This is a genomic window from Streptomyces sp. DSM 116795, assembly GCF_055792905.1.
In genome coordinates this window covers 5,655,303-5,674,511 of the sequence record NZ_CM147707.1, presented here as the reverse complement: position 1 = coordinate 5,674,511, position 19,209 = coordinate 5,655,303, and the positions used below count along the sequence as shown (strand labels likewise).

Genomic DNA, 19,209 nt, shown 5'->3' with positions numbered 1-19,209 from the left:
TGCTGCGGTGAAATGCTCACCGGACACCGCGGGGACGCCGGGGACGCTGACTTGTTCGTCGATCCCCCGGACACCCCCTAGGCCGCCTCGCCAAAGGAGGAGCGCCCCACCTTCACGCGCCGGGCAGCCGAAGCGGAGCTGCGTCGGCCGCGTGAGGATGCGCTGCGCTTAGGCCTCTGCGCACCTTCGGTCACCGGCGCGGTGATCGTCACGGGGATGCCGGAGGGGGTCTGGGCGCCGGTGATCCGGCTGAGTGCCTCCTCACCGGAGCGGACCTGGGTGGTCTGGGGCACGATGCCGGCGGCCGCCATGAGGCGGGTCATGGTGCGGCGCTGGTCGGGGGTGACCAGGGTGACGACACTGCCGGACTCGCCGGCCCGCGCGGTGCGTCCGCCGCGGTGGAGGTAGTCCTTGTGGTCGGTCGGCGGGTCGACGTTGACGACGAGGTCGAGGCTGTCGACGTGGATGCCGCGCGCTGCGACGTTGGTCGCCACGAGCACGGTGACGTTCCCGCTCTTGAATTGGGCCAGGGTTCGGGTGCGCTGCGGCTGCGACTTCCCGCCGTGCAGGGCGGCCGCCCGCACCCCGCTGTTCAGCAGGTCCTTCGTCAGCCGGTCGACGGCATGCTTGGTGTCGAGGAACATGATCACTCTGCCTTCGCGCGCCGCGATCTGCGTCGTCGTCCGGTGCTTGTCGGCCCCGTGGACGTGCAGCACGTGATGCTCCATCGTGGTGACCGCACCTGCGGACGGGTCGACGGAGTGCACGACCGGGTCGGTGAGGTAGCGGCGGACCAGGAGATCGACGTTCCGGTCGAGGGTCGCAGAGAACAGCATCCGCTGGCCCTCGGGGCGGACCTGATCCAGGAGTGCGGTGACCTGGGGCATGAAGCCCATGTCCGCCATCTGGTCCGCCTCGTCCAGGACGGTGATCGCGACCTGGTTCAGCCTGCAGTCGCCGCGGTCGATGAGGTCCTTGAGGCGGCCCGGCGTCGCGACGACGACCTCGGCGCCACCGCGCAGCGCACTGACCTGCCTGCCGATCGACATTCCGCCGACGACGGTGGCAAGGCGCAGCTTCACCGAGCGGGCGTAGGGGGTCAGAACGTCGGTCACCTGCTGCGCCAGCTCACGCGTCGGTACGAGGATCAGAGCCAGCGGCTGACGGGGCTCGGCGCGCTGGCCGGCGGTGCGGGCCAGCAGGGCCAGGCCGAAGGCGAGGGTCTTGCCGGAGCCGGTGCGCCCGCGTCCGAGGACGTCGCGGCCGGCAAGGGTGTTGGGCAGGGTCGCGCCCTGGATCGGGAATGGCACGCTCACGCCTTGCGCGGTCAGCGCGGCCAGCAGCCGCTCGGTCATGTCGAGTTCGGCGAATGCCTCCACGGCGGGCAGCGCGGGAGTGATCATCTTCGGCAGGGCGAACTCGCCCTGCACCGCTGCGGGCCGCCGGCCGTGGCCGCCTGAGCGGCGCGGGCCCGCAGAACGGCTCGGGGCGGGCAAGCCGAAGCGGCCGCCCCGGCCCTTACCGGCGCCCGCAGCGGAACCGCCGGTGCGCCTGCGGGAGGAGCGGTCGTTCGTACGTGTGGGGTTCATTCAGAACCTTTCCTTGATACGGCACGTATCAAGGAATTCCCGCAGCGGAAGAGCAGCGCGGGGGATCACAAGCACGGGCCGAATGGAACGTGGATCTGGCCCTGCAGCGAATCCGGTGCGGGTCCAGGAGATGAAATGAGTGACGTCATGTGGACGTGAAATCCAGGACGTCGACGTGTGCAGATGAAGAGGGGTCCGCAGGCCGCGGTTGCCCCACAGGCGAAACCACTGCGGAAAATTCCCGCAGCTGGACCCGCCCCGAGAGACGCCAGCTACAAAGTGCGCGTCAGCGTCAGGCGGGAACGATGTTCTCGGCCGTCGGGCCCTTTTGGCTCTGCGCGATGTCGAAGGTGACCTTCTGGCCTTCGAGCAGCTCACGGAAGCCCTGGGCAGCGATGTTCGAGAAGTGGGCGAACACGTCAGGACCGCCACCGTCCTGCTCGATGAAGCCGAACCCTTTGGCGGCGTTGAACCACTTCACAGTGCCAGATGCCATGCCATATCTCCCTTTGGGGCAGTACGCCGGGACCCGCAATGCACGGGTACCGGGTCGCCGCGATGATGCCCCGACCGGGAAATACCCGGAAACACAAAAACGCTTCCAGCGGAAGAAAACACCACCGGGAGCGTTGGAGGTTTTGGGAACCAAGACTGCAACTGACGTCGACAGTAGCACGCGATCGCGGCCTGCGGACGTCGGATAAGTCCACTCTGTTCGTTGCGGCAAAAACACTCCCCGCCCGACGGATTAAACCCTCACCTCGCGGTCATAGATATTGATCCACCCGCAACGCCAAAGTTCTTGGGCCATCCGGCTGTCCGGCGAGGGCGATCGGCAGCGCTCCCCGGATCCGGGGAGCGCTGCCGGTACCGCTGCCTTGGCGCTACCGGGCGAGGGGGGCGCTTACGTGTCTTGTCAACGGGCGTCCGGGTGATGACCGCGGTGGCGCGGGCGGGGGGGGCGACCAGGGGCCGGCCGAGGCCTCCGGTGCCACTCCGTTCAGATCGGGGGACGGAGCGAACGGTTGCGGCGTTGATGCTCATCGCGTCCATCACAGTCACCCTGTTCGTGAATGCCCTGTCCTGCCTGTCGGGGCTTGTGCCCCGGCAGGGCCTGGTGACCTGGCTGGTGACGGCCCTTGCACCTGTCCGCTCACCGTTCGAGGCCGATTACCTCACCGCCGAACTCACAAAAATCTATGTCGGCCGGAGTAGACATGGAGTGCTGGTGTGGTTATGGTTTCTCCCGTAGCCCAGAGAGACAGCAGGGCCTGGCAGAGACGAACTGCCGGCCAGCAGTACCCGAAGTTCGCAGGACGGTGCGGTGGTTGAGTTCCGAAGCCAAGGTTGTTGCAGGACGGCGACGGACTGACGACCGGACCGGGTGGCCGCAGTATCAGGGGCCGCCGTGAGCAGGACCGCAGTACCCAGCAGTGAAGTCAGTGAGCAGCACCTCGGTGAAGGCGTCGGCTGCGGGCGCGCGCACTGGGAAGTTCGGCAGTGGGGTTCTGAGCCAGAGCAGACGCAGGACGGGCGACAGGGCTGGCTGCCGAAGCGCGGCGCTATCACAGGCCGCTAGCAGTTCGCATCACCAGCAGTAGGTAAGTGATTGATCCCAGAGGAAGAAACGGAGGAGCCAGGCGCCATCAGGATCGCCCGGGCGGAGTTTTGAGCCCGGGTACCGCAGGACATCGATAGTGAGGTGGTCTCCGGTCAAGCAACCGCGATCCCCGCACGCTCGACAGCATCTTGGTCGGGTCTGCGGAAACAGGAAGCCGACGCAGTGTCAAGGTCGGCAGATGGTGTAGCAGTTCCTTCGGGGTCCTGGTGCCGTACGGCACCAGGACCCCTCAATGCGTCCACAGAGAGGTGCAATGACAGCAGACGACTCGTTCAGCCGTCTCGACGACGACGATTACCCCGCCTACACGATGGGCCGGGCCGCCGAAATGCTCGGCACCACCCAGGGCTTCCTCCGCGCCATCGGAGAAGCCTGCCTCATCACCCCGCTCCGATCAGCGGGCGGCCACCGCCGCTACTCCCGCTACCAGTTGCGCATCGCCGCCCGGGCCCGGGAGCTCGTCGACCAGGGGACCCCCATCGAGGCTGCCTGCCGCATCATCATCCTCGAAGACCAACTCGAAGAAGCCCAGCGCATCAACGCCGAATACCACCGCGCCGCCGAATCAGCGGACCCAACATCCGCGGCCTGAAGCGACTGAAACGTGCAACTCTCCCCGCGACTGCCGCCCACCCATGCTGCGCGGGACGCAAAGCGTTCCGGGTAGCTTGAGCGTCGCTGCAAGCCACGTCGGTCTGGCCGCCCGCCTGGATGCCCTCACCCACGCCGACGGCCTGCTGCCAGGCCAGCAGCGACCGGCATCAACACCGAGGCCCCGAACTGGGTTTGCTTTGCCAGCCCTCGGCTTCGTGCGGGGATTGCAGCTCCCCTTGACGGCGGCACCTGACTACTCGACAGCACATCCGACACCCGGTGCACTTCCGTGCACATGAGGGTGGAACGGACGATGACCCGCGGAAGGCGCTCGCAGGGGCTCTTCCGCGGGTCATCAATTCCCGTATCGCGAAGACCGGTTCTCCCGGCCCGGTCTCAGATGTCGAAGTACAGCTCGAACTCGTGCGGGTGCGGCCGCAGTTGCATCGGGGCGATCTCGTTCTCCCGCTTGTACTCGATCCAGGTGTCGATCAGGTCGGCCGTGAAGACGCCGCCCGCCTGCAGGTACTCGTTGTCCGCCTCCAGGGCGTCGAGGACGGCGGGGAGGGAGGTCGGGACCTGCGGCACGCCCGCGTGCTCCTCAGGGGCGAGCTCGTAGAGGTCCTTGTCGATCGGCTCGGCCGGCTCGATCTTGTTCTTGACGCCGTCGAGGCCCGCCATCATCAGCGCCGAGAAGGCCAGGTACGGGTTCGAGGACGGGTCCGGAGCGCGGAACTCCACGCGCTTCGCCTTCGGGTTGGAGCCCGTGATCGGGATGCGCATCGCCGCGGAGCGGTTGCGCTGGGAGTAGACCAGGTTGACCGGCGCCTCGAAGCCCGGGACCAGACGGTGGTAGGAGTTCACCGTCGGGTTGGTGAAGGCCAGCAGCGACGGGGCGTGCTTGAGGATGCCGCCGATGTAGTAGCGGGCGATGTCGGACAGGCCCGCGTAGCCCTGCTCGTCGTAGAAGAGGGGGGAGCCCTCGTTCCACAGCGACTGGTGGACGTGCATGCCGGAGCCGTTGTCGCCGAAGATCGGCTTGGGCATGAACGTGGCGGTCTTGCCGTTGCGCCAGGCCGTGTTCTTCACGATGTACTTGAAGAGCATCAGGTCGTCGGCGGCGGCGAGCAGCGTGTTGAACTTGTAGTTGATCTCGGCCTGTCCGGCGGTGCCCACCTCGTGGTGCTGACGCTCGACCTGAAGACCGGCCTTGTTCAGCTCGAGGGTGATCTCGGCACGCAGGTCGGCGAAGTGGTCGACGGGCGGGGCGGGGAAGTAGCCGCCCTTGTAGCGGACCTTGTAGCCGCGGTTGCCGCCGTCCTCGATGGTGCCGGTGTTCCAGGCGCCGGCCTCGGAGTCGATGTGGTAGTAGCCGGCGTTGGCCTTGGTCTCGAAACGCACGTCGTCGAAGACGTAGAACTCCGCCTCGGGGCCGAAGAACGCGGTGTCGGCGATACCGGAGGACGCGAGGTACGCCTCGGCCTTCTTCGCCACGTTCCGCGGGTCACGGCTGTACTGCTCGCCGGTGATCGGGTCGTGGATGAAGAAGTTGATGTTGAGGTGCTTCTCGGAGCGGAACGAGTCCAGCCGGGCCGTGCTCAGGTCGGGGACGAGCGCCATGTCCGACTCGTGGATGGCCTGGAAGCCGCGGATCGAGGAACCGTCGAACATCAGGCTCTCGTCCGGGTCGAAGGACTCGGCCGGGACCGTGAAGTGCTGCATGATTCCCGGCAGATCGCAGAACCTGACGTCGATGAACTTCACGTCGTTGTCCGCGATGTATTTCTTGGCCTCGGCGGCGTTCTGGAACATCCATTTCCTCCTAGTCCCGCCGCGGAGGGACGGGAATTGCTCGGGGCGCAGGCCAGTGCGGGTGGGCGCGCGCTGTGGCCGACGATAGGCAGGCGCGATTTCTCAAGCGTGACCCAGTTGTTTCGCTGATGTTAACCAGTGTCCGGCCCGTACCCGATGACCTGCGGACAAGGTCATTTTCGCGCGCGATACCGTTGTCCTGTGAACAACAGGGATGCCATCGGCTCATGGCTGTCCGGCCCCCGCGCCGCGGCCGAGGACATGGGGGCGGACTTCGGACACCGCGGTGAGCGGCTGGGGCTGCCCGCGGACGGGCCCCGCTCGATCGCGCCGGTGGGGCGCCGTCTGGGCGCGCTCTTCATCGACTGGGCGGTCTCCGTGCTGATCGCGTACGGACTGATCGCGGACGGTGACCTGAGCAGCGCGGACAACTGGGCGCTGGCCGTGTTCCTCGTGATGAGCCTGCTGACGGTCGGCACCGTCGGCAGCACCCCGGGCAAACGGCTGCTGAGGCTGCGCGTGGTGGCCGTCGAGGGTCTGGGACGGCCGGCGCTGTGGCGGGTGGCCGCGCGTACGGCCCTGCTGGGGCTGGCCGTACCGGCGCTGGTCTGGGACCGCGACGGACGCGGCCTGCACGACCGGCTCTCCGGCACGGTCCAGGTACGGATGTAGGCAGCAGCTCAGACACGGACGCAGGCACCGCTGCAGGTGCGGACGCAGGCGGCACACCTGGAGCCGTACGGCTGCGGGCGGCACGCCTGGCGCACCCGGCCCGGGCGGCAGCACCTCTCAGCGGCCCCCGAGGCGCCCCCCGGCGCGCAGACGTCAGCAGGTCCGGCCCGGAAGCGTGGTTCCGGGCCGGACCTGTCCGTCCGTATGCGAGGCGAAGCGATGCGCGGCCCGGCCGTGCGGCGGGGCCTGCGGCCCGTCGGCGCGGAAGCGCTCAGCGACCGCCCTGCCCCCGCGGCATCCGCATGCCCTTCGGCATCGGCCCCTTCGGGATCGGCATGTTGCTCATCAGGTCGCCCATCGCGCGCAACCGGTCGTTGACCTGCGTCGTCTGCGGGCCCGTCATCACGCGAGGCAGCTTCAGCAGCTTGGTGCGCAGCTTCTTCAACTCAACCTGGCCCTCGTCGTCGCCCACGACGAAGTCGTGCACGGGTACGTCCGAGACGACGCGGGCCATGCGCTTCTTCTCGGAGGCCAGCAGCCCGCGGAGCCGGTTCGGATTGCCTTCGCCCACGAGGACGATGCCGGCTCTGCCCACCGCACGGTGGACGACGTCCTGGCTGCGGTTCATCGCGACGGCAGGCGTGATCGTCCAGCCCTTGCCGATGTTCTCCAGTACGGCCGCCGCTGCGCCCGGCTGCCCTTCCATCTGCCCGAAGGCGGCCCGCTCGGCCCGGCGGCCGAAGATGATCGCCATCGCGAGCAGGGCCAGCATCACGCCCAGGATGCCGGCGTAGACCGGGTGCCCGATCAGGAAGCCGACGGCGAGGAGTACACCGAAGGTGACAAGCCCCACACCGGCCAGGATCAGGCCGATCTTCCGGTCGGCACGCCGGGTCATCTTGTACGTCAGAGCGATCTGCTTGAGCCGCCCCGGGTTGCTCTCGGAGTCTTCCTTCCTCGCCATGCGGGGAAGTTTACGTGGCGGCCGGCCGTCGCTCGGCCGCGGCCTCCAGTACTCGCTGGGCCTCGGTGCGCGCCGTGGCCCGGCGGCGGTCCTCGAGCACCGCTGTCCAGGCGTTTCGGCATGCTGTCCGGTGGCCCCTGCCCATCAGCAGGCTCTCGAAGCTTTCCAGCGCGCGCAGCGTGGTCCGCAAGACGGTTCCCCTCCGTGAGTCACGTGGCTGGCGTGAACGGGATGTCGTGATGGATGTCGTGAACGCCGTGTCGATTGAACGGTATGTACAGCCATCGTCACCGTTAGGTGTTACCAGCGGATGACCAGCGGGTCAAAGGCTGCGAAAGCCGATGCGGCCAACGTCACGCCGCCGCCCGCCCGTACGCGGTGGTCCCGGTCAGGCCGCCCGTGCGTCACGTGCCTCGATCGCCTGCTTGTACAGCCGGCCCGCACGGTACGAAGAGCGCACCAGCGGCCCGGACATGACACCGGCGAAGCCGATCTCCTCGGCCTCCTGCTGGAGTTCGACGAACTCCTGCGGCTTCACCCAGCGCTCGACGGGGTGATGGCGGGCGGAGGGCCTCAAGTACTGGGTGATCGTGATGAGTTCGCAGCCGGCGCCGTGCAGGTCGCGCAGCGCCTCGCTGACCTCTTCGCGCGTCTCGCCCATGCCGAGGATGAGGTTGGACTTGGTGACCAGGCCGTCCTCGCGGGCGCGCGTGATCACCTCGAGGGAGCGTTCGTAGCGGAAGGCGGGACGGATGCGCTTGAAGATGCGGGGCACGGTCTCCACGTTGTGCGCGAGCACCTCGGGGCGCGAGGAGAAGACCTCGGCGAGCTGTTCCGGTACGGCGTTGAAGTCGGGGATGAGCAGCTCGACGCCGGTGCCGGGCATCAACTCGTGGATCTGGCGCACGGTTTCGGCGTAGAGCCAGGCACCGCCGTCGTCCAGGTCGTCACGGGCGACGCCGGTGATCGTCGCGTAGCGCAGCTGCATCTGCTCGACGGACTCGGCGACGCGGCGCGGCTCGTCACGGTCGAGCTCGGCGGGCCTGCCGGTATCGATCTGGCAGAAGTCGCAGCGGCGGGTGCACTGTTCGCCGCCGATGAGGAAGGTCGCTTCGCGGTCCTCCCAGCACTCGAAGATGTTCGGGCAGCCGGCTTCCTGGCACACCGTGTGCAGCCCCTCGCGCTTGACCAGGTCCTGCAGCGCGTTGTACTCGGGACCCATCTTCGCCCGGGTCTTGATCCATTCGGGCTTGCGCTCGATGGGGGTCTGGCTGTTGCGGACTTCAAGGCGGAGCATTTTGCGACCGTCGGGTGCGACAGCGGACACGTCCGGCTCCCTACGTACTTTCGATTCCTCGGCGAACTTCAGGGTACGCCCACCGCTCCCGCGACTCCCACCGCCCGTGGCCTCGCAGACGCAGGGCGGCCCTGTGCCGGCGGGAGTGCCGACCGGAGCCGGGGCAAGGCGGCGGCGAGACCGGCGAGAGGGCGGGGCGCGGGCGGCGGCGGCTCACACGGCGCGGGGCAGCGGTTCGGACGACTCCAGCACCTCGCGCAGGTGCTTCTCCATGACGGCCAGTACGTCGGCCACCGGCACGTCGCGGCCCAGCTCGCCGGAGAGCGATGTCACACCCGCGTCGCGGATGCCGCAGGGGACGATGCGGTCGAACCAGGTGTTGTCCGGGTCGCAGTTGAGCGCGAACCCGTGCATGGTCACGCCCTTCGCGACGCGGACGCCGATCGCGCCGATCTTGCGGTCCTCGCCGCGCTGGCCCGCGTTGGAGGGCGCGTACTCGGGACCCCGGAGGCGGGGGTCGTACTCGTCGTCGTCGCGTGCGTCCGCATGCGCGTCGAAGTCGAGCGAGAGACCGCCGAGATCCTTCCCCGGCCGTGCCGCCGCGTCGCCGAGGACCCACGCGCCGCTGCGGCCCTCGATCCGCGTGGTCTCCAGACCGAAGTCGGCACAGGTGCGGATCATGGCCTCTTCCAGCCTGCGTACGTGGGCGATCACGTCGACCGGACGCGGCAGCTTCAGGATGGGGTAGCCGACGAGCTGCCCCGGGCCGTGCCAGGTGATCTTCCCGCCGCGGTCGACGTCGACGACGGGGGTGCCGTCCACGGGCCGCTCGCTCGGCTCGGTGCGGCGGCCCGCCGTGAAGACGGGAGTGTGCTCCAGCAGCAGACAGGTGTCGGGGATCTCGTCCGCGAAGCGGGCGGAGTGCACGCGGCGCTGCTCCTGCCACGCCTCTTCGTAACCCACGGCTTCGGCGCCGAATCCCAGACGGACAAAGCGCAGCTCGCTCACGGCTCCTCCAATGTCGTGCCGCCGGCCCGGACTGTGCCGGGGTGGCCGGCCCCTGCGGGGGTGGCGGCCTGTGCGGGACGGGCCGCGCGGACCCGGCCCCGGAGAAAACTGTACGGCCGCGGCGGCCCATTCCGGCAGCCGGGCACCTGCTCACACGTATGGATGAAAAGGGCGGCGAAGCGGGCGAGTGGCCTGGGCAGGGCCGCTAAATTCGCGCCGTTCCGCAGGGTGCCACGGCGCCTGCAGCAAGCCGTAGCTCAGGAGCCCGTAAAGCTGATGACCACCGAACGTTCCGGGGACTCCGCCGCCCAGTCCTCCCCCTCCCCCAGCCAGTCCTCGCCCGCTGCCGGCCGGTCCGCGGCGCCGGCTCCGTCCGCGGTGTCCCCGGCGCAGTCCTCGGCACAGCCCCCGGCCCAGTCCTCAGCGCAGCGGGTGCCCAACCGTCAACTCGCCGCGCTCATCGCGGAAGCCGGCTTCTCCAACGCCGGACTGGCCCGGCGCGTGGACCAGTTGGGCCTGGAGCACGGTCTCGACCTGCGTTACGACAAGACGTCCGTGACGCGCTGGCTGCGGGGCCAGCAACCGCGCGGCACGACACCCGCGCTGATCGCCGAGGTCTTCACCCGCCGCCTCGGCAGGCGGCTGACCGCACAGGACCTGGGCCTGGACGCGTGCGCCCCTGTGTATGCGGGGCTGGAGTTCGCCGCGACGCCGTCCGAGGCGGTGGACATCGTCAGCGGCCTGTGGCGCAAGGACTCGGGCAGCCACGCGGAGCTGCGCAAGATCGCCTTCACGCCCGCCGGGCTGGTCGTGCCCAGCCGTGACTGGCTGATCGGGCGCCCCGACGAGCGGGTCGCGCGGGGAGTCGACTCCGACGGGGGGCCAGGTCCCGCGGGGCACGGCGCCGCCGGTCCGGACGGCCTCGCGGGCGGCCTCGGCAGGCCCGGCACCGCGGGTGCGGCGGCGCGGCACGGCGCCGGCGGCGCCCGGGTGCCCTCCCAGGTGCGCGGCCCCGCGCCTGTGCCGGCCGGGCTCCGTACCGGCGGGAGCGGCGCCACGGCCGCGGGCCACCTGACGCGGGCCGCCGCCGGCGCCGCCGGTTCGGTGCGGGGGGCCGACCGGCCGGACCGTACGGAGCGCGGCCCCGGCCAGCGGGTCTCCGTCGGCGACGTCAACGCCCTGCGCTCCGTCGGCGAACTCTTCCGCGCCCTCGACCACGCGTACGGCGGCGGCCACGCCCGCCAGGCACTGGTGCGCTATCTGGAACACGAGGCCGAGCCGATGCTGCGCGGGGTGTACGGGGAGCAGCTGGGGCGGCGGCTCTTCGGCGCCGCCGCCGATCTGACGCGGCTCGCGGGGTGGACGTCGTACGACATCGCGGCGCACGGGCTGGCCCAGCGCTACTTCGTGCAGGCGCTGCGCCTGGCGCAGGCGGCCGGCGACCGTGCCTACGGCAGCTATGTGCTGGTGACGATGAGCAGGCAGGCGGTGTATCTCGGGCACGGCCGGGAGGCGGTGCAGCTGGCGCGGGTGGCGCAGCAGGGCATGGGCAGCGCGGCCCCGCCGCTGGTGCAGGCGCTGCTGCACGCGGCGGAGGCCAGGGGGCACGGAGTGCTCGGCGAGGTTCGTGCGTGCACGTCGTCGCTGGCGCGCGCCGAGCGGGCACTGGAGGCGGCGAAGTCCGGTGAGGACGTGCCGCCTTGGGCGCGCCTCTTCGACGAGGCGCAGCTGGCGGACGAGAGCGGGCACTGCCACCGGGATCTCCAGCAGTACCGGGCGGCCGCGCAGCACGCGGAGCGCTCACTGCAGCTGCGGGGCACGGGGTTCGCACGCAGTCGCCTCTTCTGCCGGGTGGTGCTGGCGACGGCGCGGCTGGGGCTCGGCGAGGTCGAGCAGGCGTGCGCGCTGGCCGCTGAGGCTGCGCAGCAGGCGGCGGAGATGCGGTCGGTGCGGGCGCACGAGTACGTACGGGACTTCGAGCGGCGGCTTGAGCCCTACAGGGACGCGGCGCCGGTACGGGGATACCGCGAACGGGTGGCGGCACTTCACTGAGCGGCGTGCGGGCGGCCCGTGGCCGAGCCGGCGCGGCAGCGGTGCGGGGCACCGGTGCCCCTGGGCTCGCGACCCCGGGCTCGGGGCCCCGGGCTCGCGGCCCCGGACTCGGGGCGTCCCGGCCGGCACCCGCCATGTCGGCGGCCTGTGGCAGAGCCGCTGCGAAGCGATGCCACGGCTCCGGGCCGGGGCATGCAGCCAACTTTCCCTGGTAGCCCGGCCGGTGAGGCCGGCCCTTCGGCGCAGTGTCGTCCGCGGCGATGACGGGCGGCGACCGGCGGTAGCGGGCAGACCGTCCCGCCACCGGGCCGCCGCCCCGGCAGAGGGCAGGGCAGGGTGACGCCTGCCTGCCTCCGTCCCGTCCCGTCCGTCCGACCGACCGCAGCGAGACCGCATGCTTCCGGGGCTGTCCGTCCGGCCAGGCCGGCTCCGGTGTCCGCAGGACCCGTCCGGCAAGGGACAGGTCGTGCGCGGCTGCGAAGCGAAACCTCGGCGGCACGGCCCCGGCACCGGCCGCGTGACGGGGTCCCGCGGTCCGACTCCCGGCGAGCCGCGGTGACCGAGCGGCCCGTACAGCCCTCCGCTCCCCCGGACACACCGCTCACCGCTGCCCGGGGAGCTCCGCGGGACGCCGGAGTCCGCGGGCGCCGTGCGGCGGGCAGGCGGGCGGCGAGCGCCGTCTGCGGGGCCCGGTCACTCGCCCGTACGGCCGTCGATGTGTTCCCGTACCAGATCGGCGTGGCCGTTGTGGCGTGCGTACTCCTCGGTCATATAGAGGAACAGACAGCGCAGATCCTGGAGTTGGCCCTTCGGGCGGCGGAAGGCGTCGTCCAGCGAACGTTTGGCCGCGGCGGCGCGCGCCGCCGCGACCTCGCGCTCGTAGATCTCGAAGTCGCCGCGGGCGCTCTCCGGGGTGCCGTCCTCGAAATCGCCCTCCAGGTTGTCCTCGGTGAAGAAGATCCAGGGCAGGTCCTTCTCACCGGCCAAGTGGTTCCGGAACCACCAGCGTTCGACGCCGGCGAGGTGTCTGGCGAGGCCCAGCAGGGACAGCGTGGACCGGCCGACCGGCCGCATCGCGAGCTGCTCGCCGGTCAGGCCGCCGCATTTGTAGAGGAACGTCGCCCGCTGGTAATCCAGCGCGGTCTCGAGCGCCGTTCTCTCGTCCGCCGAGTACGTGCGGTCCGGGCGCTGTACTTCCGGAGTCGTCCAGGTCATGCCCGAACGGTACGGCCAGGCACCGACAACGCGCCCCGCCCGGGAAGGCTCAGCCCAGCCACCGCAGCCCCGCCGCCGTCGGTGCGAAGCCGCATCGCTCGTAGAAGCCGGTGAGGTTCTCCTCGTGGTCGACGTGCAGCCACCGGGCTCCTGCCCGGCGCGCCTCGTCCGCCGCGCACCGCACCAGCCGCACTCCGACGCCCTGCCGCCGCGCCGAGGGATGAACGGTCGTGTCGAGCACGAATGCGTGGACGCCGCCGTCGCCGACGACATTCACGTAGCCGACGAGTTCGTCGCTGCGGAACGCCGCGATCCACAGCAGACTGCGCCGCAGCCGCGCGCCGAAGTCGGTGTGGCCGTGCTGCGGCCAGGACGCGGCGAAGAGGGCGTTGAGTTCGCCGTCGCCCAGTGGCGGACACACCTCCAGCCGGACACTGACAGCGGGCTGTTCCGCTCCGGGTTCCGCTTCCGCTCCCGGTCTACGTCCCCGTCCCCGTCCCCGTCCGCTCATCGGCGACGCAGGATCTCGCACGGGATCTCCATCGTCACCATCGTCGGCCCGCCCGGCGGGCTGCTCACCGCGAGGATGCCGTCGAGCTGGCCCAGCCGCCGCTCGATGCCCGCCATCCCCGAGCCCTTGTCCAGGTCGGCGCCGCCCCGCCCGTTGTCGGTGACGGCGATGCGCAGCATGCCCTGACCGCGACCGCCCGCGGCCGCCGCCTCCGCGTGGTGGATGTCGAGCCAGACGCGTTCGGCCCGTGCGTGCTTTGCGGCGTTGGTGAGGACCTCGCTGATGGCGAAGTACGCGGCGGACTCGACCGGTTCGGGGAACCGTCCGTCCAGCTCGACGTCGGTCTCGACCGGGACCTGCATGCGCAGTGCCAGTGCTCTGGCCGCGTCGCCCAGGCCCCGCTCGGCGAGGACCGGCGGGTGGATTCCCCGTACGAGATCGCGCAGTTCGGTCAGTGCCTCGGCAGAGTTCTCCCGTGCCTGCGCGATGAGCTTCTTCGCCTGCGCCGGGTCCTTCTCGATGAGCGCTTCGATCGTGCCGAGGCTCATGCCCATGGAGACCAGACGCGCCTGTGCGCCGTCGTGCAAGTCCCGTTCGATACGGCGCAGTTCGGCGGCGGAGGAGTCGACGGCGTCGTGGCGTGTCTCGTACAGCCGCTCGACTCGCTGTTCCAGCTGTGCTCCGCGGCTCGGCGAGATCATCCCCTTGACGATGAGGAAGTGCCCCTTGATGAAGTACGGGTTCACACTCGTCGCGAGCACGATCAGCAGGGCGCCGAGGCCCGCGCACAGGGTGGCCGTACCGAAGCCTTCGACGGGGATGAAGGCGTACCAGTAGTTGTGCTGCACGGCCCGCCAGACGCCGGCGAAGATGACGAAGCCCTCGATGCCGTACCCGACGAGCGCGGCGGGGAAGAGCGCCGTGACGAAGCCGAAGACGGCATCGGTCAGCAACCAGATCAGGTCCCGCCATGTCGCCGGGTCCCGCAGCAGCCGCATGCAGCGTCCGACGGTGCCGCCGGCGCCGGCGACCGGAGGCAGCGGCCGGTAGGGGGGCGGGACGGTGATGCCCGCCCAGTCGTGGGCGAGCTGGCGCCGCTGGTTGGCGTGCATGCGCACCAGGTGCATCACCGCGGGGGTCGTGAACAGTCCGACGCCGAGCACGATGAAGGCGATGGAGAGGACACTGACGATGAACAGTGCCAGCGAGACTCCGAGCGACAGCAGGCACAGCGCCAGCCCCCGCGCGGCCGCCAGCAGGGAGACCTGGACGCGTTCGCGCAGCGCCGGTCCTCCTGGCTCTGCCGGAGGCGAGATCCCCAGGCCGAGGGTCCGGGTCCCGGTCCCCGCCGCTGATCGTTGATTCACCGCTGCCGCTCCTTCTGCCTGGTCCCCACAGCCGCTCCTCCGCTCCCGGCCGTCGCCGCGCGGTCCGGCGGGGCGCCGTCCGGCGGGGCGCTGCCGCTGCCCGCTCCCGTTCCGCGCCGCCCGCTTCCCGCTCCTGCTCCCGTTCCGCGCCGCCCGCTTCCCGCTCGCGTGCCCTGGCCGCCCTCCGTGCGCCGGGCCCCGCTCCAGTGTGCGCTGCGCCTGCCCGTACGGGCAGGGGGACCGGCACCCGTACGACGGTGTACCTGACGACACCCCCGCACTGGTCCGGCCCCCTCCCCGAAGAGGGGGCCTCGGCGGCTGTGGGCGCCGGGCGCCGCTTTCTAGCGTCGGTGCGACCGATCGACGACGTTCCCCCGGCTCCCCGCCGGGAGAGCCCTGGAACGAGGGGGAGTTCACCCGATGCTCGATACGCCGGGCCAGGCAGCGCCTCAAAGAGACCGGCTGCCGGACAGAGACAGGCCGGACAGAGACAAAGGGCCGCACCACCGGCCACGACGACGCCGTCCCGGCCTGGCCGCACGGCTCGGCGGCTGGAGCACACGCCACCGCAGGACGGCGGTCTTCGGCTGGCTGCTCTTCGTCGTACTCGCGGCGGCCGCGGGCGGCATCACGGGCGTGGCCGAGATGAACGAATCCGAGGGCATGTCGGGCGACTCCGCCCGGGCCGAACGCATCCTGGAGGACGCCGGAATCGAGGCGCCCGCGGACGAGATGGTCATGGTCACCGGTGAGGGCAGGCTGGGCCGGCAGGGCTGGCAGCAGGTCGCCGGCGAGGTCACCACGGCCGTGGAGGCCACCGGCGAGGCCGAGCAGGTGCGCCGCGCGGTCCCGTCGGAGGACGGCAGATCGGGCCTGCTGGAGTTCCGCATGAAGGGCGAGGCGGAGACCGCGGGCGACAGGGTCCAGCCGGTGATGGACGCCGTGGAGAAGGTACGCGCGGCACACGTGGACGAGGGCGTCACCGTCCACCAGTACGGGCAGGCCAGCGCCGACAAGTGGCTCGGCGACATGCTCGGCGACGACTTCGCCAAGGCCGAGTGGACGGCCGTACCGCTGGCGCTGGGCATCCTGCTGGTCGCCTTCGGGGCGCTGGTCGCAGCGCTGCTGCCGGTGGCACTGGCCGTCACCGCGTTCGTCGCGGCGAACGGACTGCTGGCCGTGGTCAGCCACCAGCTGCACATCTTCGACACCACCAGCTCCGTGATGCTGCTGATGGGTCTCGCCGTCGGCATCGACTACTGCCTGTTCTATCTGCGCAGGGAACGGGACGAGCGTGCGGCCGGCCGGGACGCGGAGACCGCGCTGCGGATCGCCGCCGCCACCAGCGGACGTGCCGTGCTGGTCTCGGGGCTGACCGTGATGGTGGCCATGGCCGGGCTGTTCCTGTCCGGGCTGCTGATGTTCAAGGGCTTCGCGGTGGCCACGATTCTGGTCGTGCTCATCGCGATGCTGGGCTCGGTGACGATCCTGCCCGCGCTGCTGTCCTGGCTGGGCGACCGGGTCGAGCGGGGCAGGCTCCCGTTCACCGGCGGAAAGCGCCGCGGACGGCAGGGCACGCGCAGGGGGCGGGGCACACGCAGCGGGCACACCCGAAGCGGACACACAGGGAGCGCACACCGGGACGGCGGACACCGCGAGAGCGGACGGATCTCGGCCGGTGTGCTGCGTCCCGTACTGGCCGCGCCGAAGGTGTTCGCCGTGCTCGCGGCGGTGGTGATGCTCGTGCTGTCCGCGCCGATGCTCGGCATGAAGACGGAACAGCTCACCCTCGACAAGCAGATGCCCTCCGGCTCGCCGCTGCGCACCGCCTCCGAAGCGATCAGCGACACCTTCCCCGGGGGCCCCGCGCCCGCCCGCGTGGTGTTCAGGGCCGACGACATCGATGCGCCCCAAGTACGCGCCGGGCTCGCGGACTTCACCGCCCGTGCCCGCTCCGACGGGCACTTCGGCAAGGGGGTCGAGGCGGTGGTCCACCGCTCCGCGGACGTCGCCGAGATCACCGTGCCCCTCGCGGGCGACGGCACGGACGACACCTCCAAGGCCGCCGTCGAACGGCTGCGCGGCACTCTGGTGCCGCAGACCCTGACGCCGCTGGCCGAGGACGGTCAGGCGTACGTGAGCGGCGAGCTGGCCGGTTCGATGGACTTCAACGACCAGTTGCAACGCGGCATCGTGCCGGTCCTCGTCTTCATCACGGCCGTCACGTTCCTGTTGATGCTGGTGAGCTTCCGCTCGCTGCCCGTCGCGCTCGCCTCGGTGGTGCTCAACCTGCTCTCCGTAGGGGCGGCTTACGGAGTGATGACGGCCGTCTTCCAGCACGGCTGGGGCGCGGAACTGCTGGGCACGGAGGCGGTCGGGGCGATCGAGTCGTGGATGCCGCTGTTCGTTCTGGTGGTGCTCTTCGGCCTGTCGATGGACTACCACGTCTTCGTCGTCTCGCGTATCCGGGAGGCGCACGAGCGGGGGGCGCAGACCCGGGAGGCGATCCGTGAGGGCGTACGCGCCACGGCCGGTGCGGTGACCGGCGCGGCGGTGATCATGGTGACGGTGTTCGCAGTGTTCGGCACGCTGTCGATGCAGGACATGCAGCAGATGGGAATCGGGCTCGCGGCGGCCGTGCTACTGGACGCGACGCTCGTACGGATGGTGCTGCTGCCCGCCGTGATGATGCTGCTCGGCGAGCGCAACTGGTACATGCCGCGCATGCTCCGCCGGCTGCCGGACCTGTCACACGGCGACCCCGCGGACACCGCCGCCGGGCCGTACGCCGATGTCCCGCACGCCGACACCCACGGGGCGCACGCGGCACACGGCCAGGACGCCGCGCACGCGCGGCATCTCGAGGACACGGCCACGAGTGCGGACCCACCGGCGGGCCCCGATCCGGCCGCACGCTCCCGCTGACACGCGGCGGCCGGAAGTCCGGAAGCGTCCCGGCCACGCGACCCGGCCACGCGTCCCGGTCACGCGTCCCGGTCACGCGTCCCAGGTCATGCGTCCCGGTCACCCGGCCCCGAGCACGCACCCCCGGTCACCGCGGCACCCGCGGCCGCATCGACCGGGGGTGCGTTTCCGCAGCTCAGAGCGGTCGCAGAGGTCTTCCTGCACACGTCCGGACACATGGCCCGATCCGGCGAGCTTCCCTCGTGAGGCGCAGCTCCAGCCCGTACGCTGCACCCATGCCGCACATCACCGTCGACTACTCAGATGCCCTCGCCGACACCTTCGACCGACGCGGCTTCGGGCTCGCCCTGCACCCCCTGCTCGCCCGTACCGTCGTGGGCTCCGTGACCGGCTGCAAGACCCGGTTCCGGCAGATCGACGAGTGCGTGATCGCGGACGGCACGGACGAGGTCGCGCTGCTCCACGTCGAGGTCGCGCTGCTTTCGGGCCGTACGCCCGAGGCGAAGGCCGAACTCTCCCGCGCCGTCCTCGGGCTCGCCCGCGATCACGTGAAGCCGACGCCGGGCGTCACGCTGCACACCTCCGTCGACGTCTGCGACCTTTCCCGCGGCAGCTTCGCCAGTCACACCGAAGAGGAACACGCATGAGATTCGGACTGCTCGGCACCGGCCCCTGGGCCACGAACACACACGGCCCGGCCCTCGCCGCGCACAAGGACGCCGAGCTGACAGGCGTGTGGGGCCGCCGTTCCGATGCCGCCCGGGCGCTCGCCGGCGAACTGGGAACCCGCGCCTACGACGACGTCGACGCGCTGCTGACCGACTGCGACGCGGTCGCCGTGGCCCTGCCGCCCGACATCCAGGCGCCGCTCGCCGTGCGCGCGGCGGAGGCGGGCTGTCATCTGCTGCTGGACAAGCCCGTGGCGACCACACCCCGGGCGGCGCGACAGGTCACCGCCGCGGTGCAGGCCGCGGGCGTCTCGTCCGTTGTCTTCTTCACGCTGCGCTTCAGCGAACCGACGGCCGCGTGGATCGAGGAGCAGGCCGCGACCGAGGGGTGGCTGACGGGCCGCGCCGACTGGCTCTCCCCCGTCTTCGGCGGCGCCGACTCGCCGTACACGGCATCGCCCTGGCGCCGGGAGAAGGGCGCCCTGTGGGACGTCGGACCGCACGCGTTGTCCGTGCTGCTGGCGGTGCTCGGCGATGTCGACGACCTGGACTCGGTACGGGCGGGGCGCGGCGTCGGCGACACCGTCCACGTGATCCTGCGGCATGCGCGGGGCGCTTCCAGCACATGCACGCTCAGCCATTCCGTGCCGCCCGCGGCGGCCGGTGTCACCGCCGAGGTCCGGGGCGCCGCAGGTGCGGCGACGCTGCCCGCGCGGGACGAGTCGCCCGTCGACGCCTTCGCGCGTGCGGTGGACGCGCTGGCCGAGTCGGTGCGTACAGGCGAGACACATGCCTGTGATGTCCGTTTCGCGCAGCGGGTGACGGAGATCCTCACGCACGCGGAGGCGGCCCTGCCGCAGTAGCCGGCGCGGAATCGGTGGGGGCCGCGGGACAGCGGGCGAGACCGAGGGATG

General features: G+C 70.9%; 16 protein-coding genes. 7 read left to right on the top strand and 9 right to left on the bottom strand.

Annotated elements, in window-relative coordinates; all coding sequences use genetic code 11:
- Positions 1-77 precede the first annotated feature (77 nt).
- Complete coding sequence (locus ACSMXX_RS24465) at positions 78-1,589, bottom strand: DEAD/DEAH box helicase (RefSeq protein WP_473180846.1); 1,512 nt, start codon at positions 1,587-1,589, stop codon at positions 78-80.
- A 292-nt stretch (positions 1,590-1,881) separates the two neighbouring features.
- Entirely contained in the window at positions 1,882-2,085 is a 204-nt protein-coding gene (locus ACSMXX_RS24460) for a cold-shock protein (protein ID WP_197352952.1), read from the bottom strand.
- A 537-nt stretch (positions 2,086-2,622) separates the two neighbouring features.
- Between ACSMXX_RS24460 and ACSMXX_RS24455 the strand changes: the two genes are divergently transcribed.
- The gene (locus ACSMXX_RS24455; protein ID WP_473180845.1) at positions 2,623-2,841 is read left to right on the top strand and encodes a hypothetical protein; all 219 of its coding nucleotides are present in this window, start codon (positions 2,623-2,625) and stop codon (positions 2,839-2,841) included.
- A 622-nt stretch (positions 2,842-3,463) separates the two neighbouring features.
- On the top strand, positions 3,464-3,802 hold the full coding sequence (locus tag ACSMXX_RS24450; protein WP_473180844.1) for a MerR family transcriptional regulator: 339 nt from the start codon (positions 3,464-3,466) through the stop codon (positions 3,800-3,802).
- Positions 3,803-4,200: 398 nt separating this feature from the next.
- Here ACSMXX_RS24450 and glnA read toward each other — a convergent pair whose 3' ends face one another.
- The gene (gene glnA / locus ACSMXX_RS24445; protein WP_473180843.1) at positions 4,201-5,616 is read right to left on the bottom strand and encodes a type I glutamate--ammonia ligase; all 1,416 of its coding nucleotides are present in this window, start codon (positions 5,614-5,616) and stop codon (positions 4,201-4,203) included.
- Positions 5,617-5,817: 201 nt separating this feature from the next.
- On the opposite strand from glnA, the gene ACSMXX_RS24440 reads away from it, so the two are divergent.
- Positions 5,818-6,288 (top strand): RDD family protein, encoded by a 471-nt coding sequence (locus tag ACSMXX_RS24440; RefSeq protein ID WP_473180842.1) that lies wholly within the window; start codon positions 5,818-5,820, stop codon positions 6,286-6,288.
- A 271-nt stretch (positions 6,289-6,559) separates the two neighbouring features.
- Here the strand turns inward: ACSMXX_RS24440 and ACSMXX_RS24435 are convergent, their stop codons facing one another.
- The 3 genes from ACSMXX_RS24435 to lipB form a co-directional block, all read right to left on the bottom strand.
- Positions 6,560-7,252, bottom strand: a complete 693-nt coding sequence (locus tag ACSMXX_RS24435) for a DUF4191 domain-containing protein (protein WP_473180841.1) — start codon at positions 7,250-7,252, stop codon at positions 6,560-6,562.
- Between the two features lie 388 nt (positions 7,253-7,640).
- Entirely contained in the window at positions 7,641-8,579 is a 939-nt protein-coding gene (lipA, locus tag ACSMXX_RS24430) for a lipoyl synthase (RefSeq protein WP_473180840.1), read from the bottom strand.
- 183 nt (positions 8,580-8,762) lie between these two features.
- Positions 8,763-9,557 (bottom strand): lipoyl(octanoyl) transferase LipB, encoded by a 795-nt coding sequence (gene lipB, locus ACSMXX_RS24425; RefSeq protein WP_473180839.1) that lies wholly within the window; start codon positions 9,555-9,557, stop codon positions 8,763-8,765.
- A gap of 276 nt (positions 9,558-9,833) precedes the next feature.
- Between lipB and ACSMXX_RS24420 the strand changes: the two genes are divergently transcribed.
- Positions 9,834-11,609: a regulator gene (locus ACSMXX_RS24420; protein WP_473180838.1), complete on the top strand. Its 1,776-nt coding sequence runs from the start codon at positions 9,834-9,836 to the stop codon at positions 11,607-11,609.
- A gap of 693 nt (positions 11,610-12,302) precedes the next feature.
- On the opposite strand, the gene ACSMXX_RS24415 is transcribed toward ACSMXX_RS24420, so the two are convergent.
- The 3 genes from ACSMXX_RS24415 to ACSMXX_RS24405 form a co-directional block, all read right to left on the bottom strand.
- Positions 12,303-12,824, bottom strand: coding sequence for a DinB family protein (locus ACSMXX_RS24415; RefSeq protein ID WP_473180837.1), 522 nt, complete (start codon positions 12,822-12,824; stop codon positions 12,303-12,305).
- Between the two features lie 49 nt (positions 12,825-12,873).
- Positions 12,874-13,245 carry a GNAT family N-acetyltransferase gene (locus tag ACSMXX_RS24410; protein WP_473180836.1) on the bottom strand — a complete coding sequence of 124 codons (372 nt, stop codon included), beginning with the start codon at positions 13,243-13,245 and terminating at the stop codon, positions 12,874-12,876.
- A gap of 86 nt (positions 13,246-13,331) precedes the next feature.
- On the bottom strand, positions 13,332-14,651 hold the full coding sequence (locus tag ACSMXX_RS24405) for a sensor histidine kinase (RefSeq protein WP_473184943.1): 1,320 nt from the start codon (positions 14,649-14,651) through the stop codon (positions 13,332-13,334).
- A 471-nt stretch (positions 14,652-15,122) separates the two neighbouring features.
- On the opposite strand from ACSMXX_RS24405, the gene ACSMXX_RS24400 reads away from it, so the two are divergent.
- From ACSMXX_RS24400 to ACSMXX_RS24390, 3 genes are all read left to right on the top strand, one after another.
- The gene (locus tag ACSMXX_RS24400; RefSeq protein ID WP_473180835.1) at positions 15,123-17,627 is read left to right on the top strand and encodes an MMPL family transporter; all 2,505 of its coding nucleotides are present in this window, start codon (positions 15,123-15,125) and stop codon (positions 17,625-17,627) included.
- A 275-nt stretch (positions 17,628-17,902) separates the two neighbouring features.
- Positions 17,903-18,274, top strand: coding sequence for a 5-carboxymethyl-2-hydroxymuconate Delta-isomerase (locus ACSMXX_RS24395; protein ID WP_473180834.1), 372 nt, complete (start codon positions 17,903-17,905; stop codon positions 18,272-18,274).
- Positions 18,271-19,158 carry a Gfo/Idh/MocA family protein gene (locus ACSMXX_RS24390; protein WP_473180833.1) on the top strand — a complete coding sequence of 296 codons (888 nt, stop codon included), beginning with the start codon at positions 18,271-18,273 and terminating at the stop codon, positions 19,156-19,158. The genes ACSMXX_RS24395 and ACSMXX_RS24390 overlap by 4 nt, the downstream gene beginning before the upstream one ends.
- Positions 19,159-19,209 lie beyond the last annotated feature (51 nt).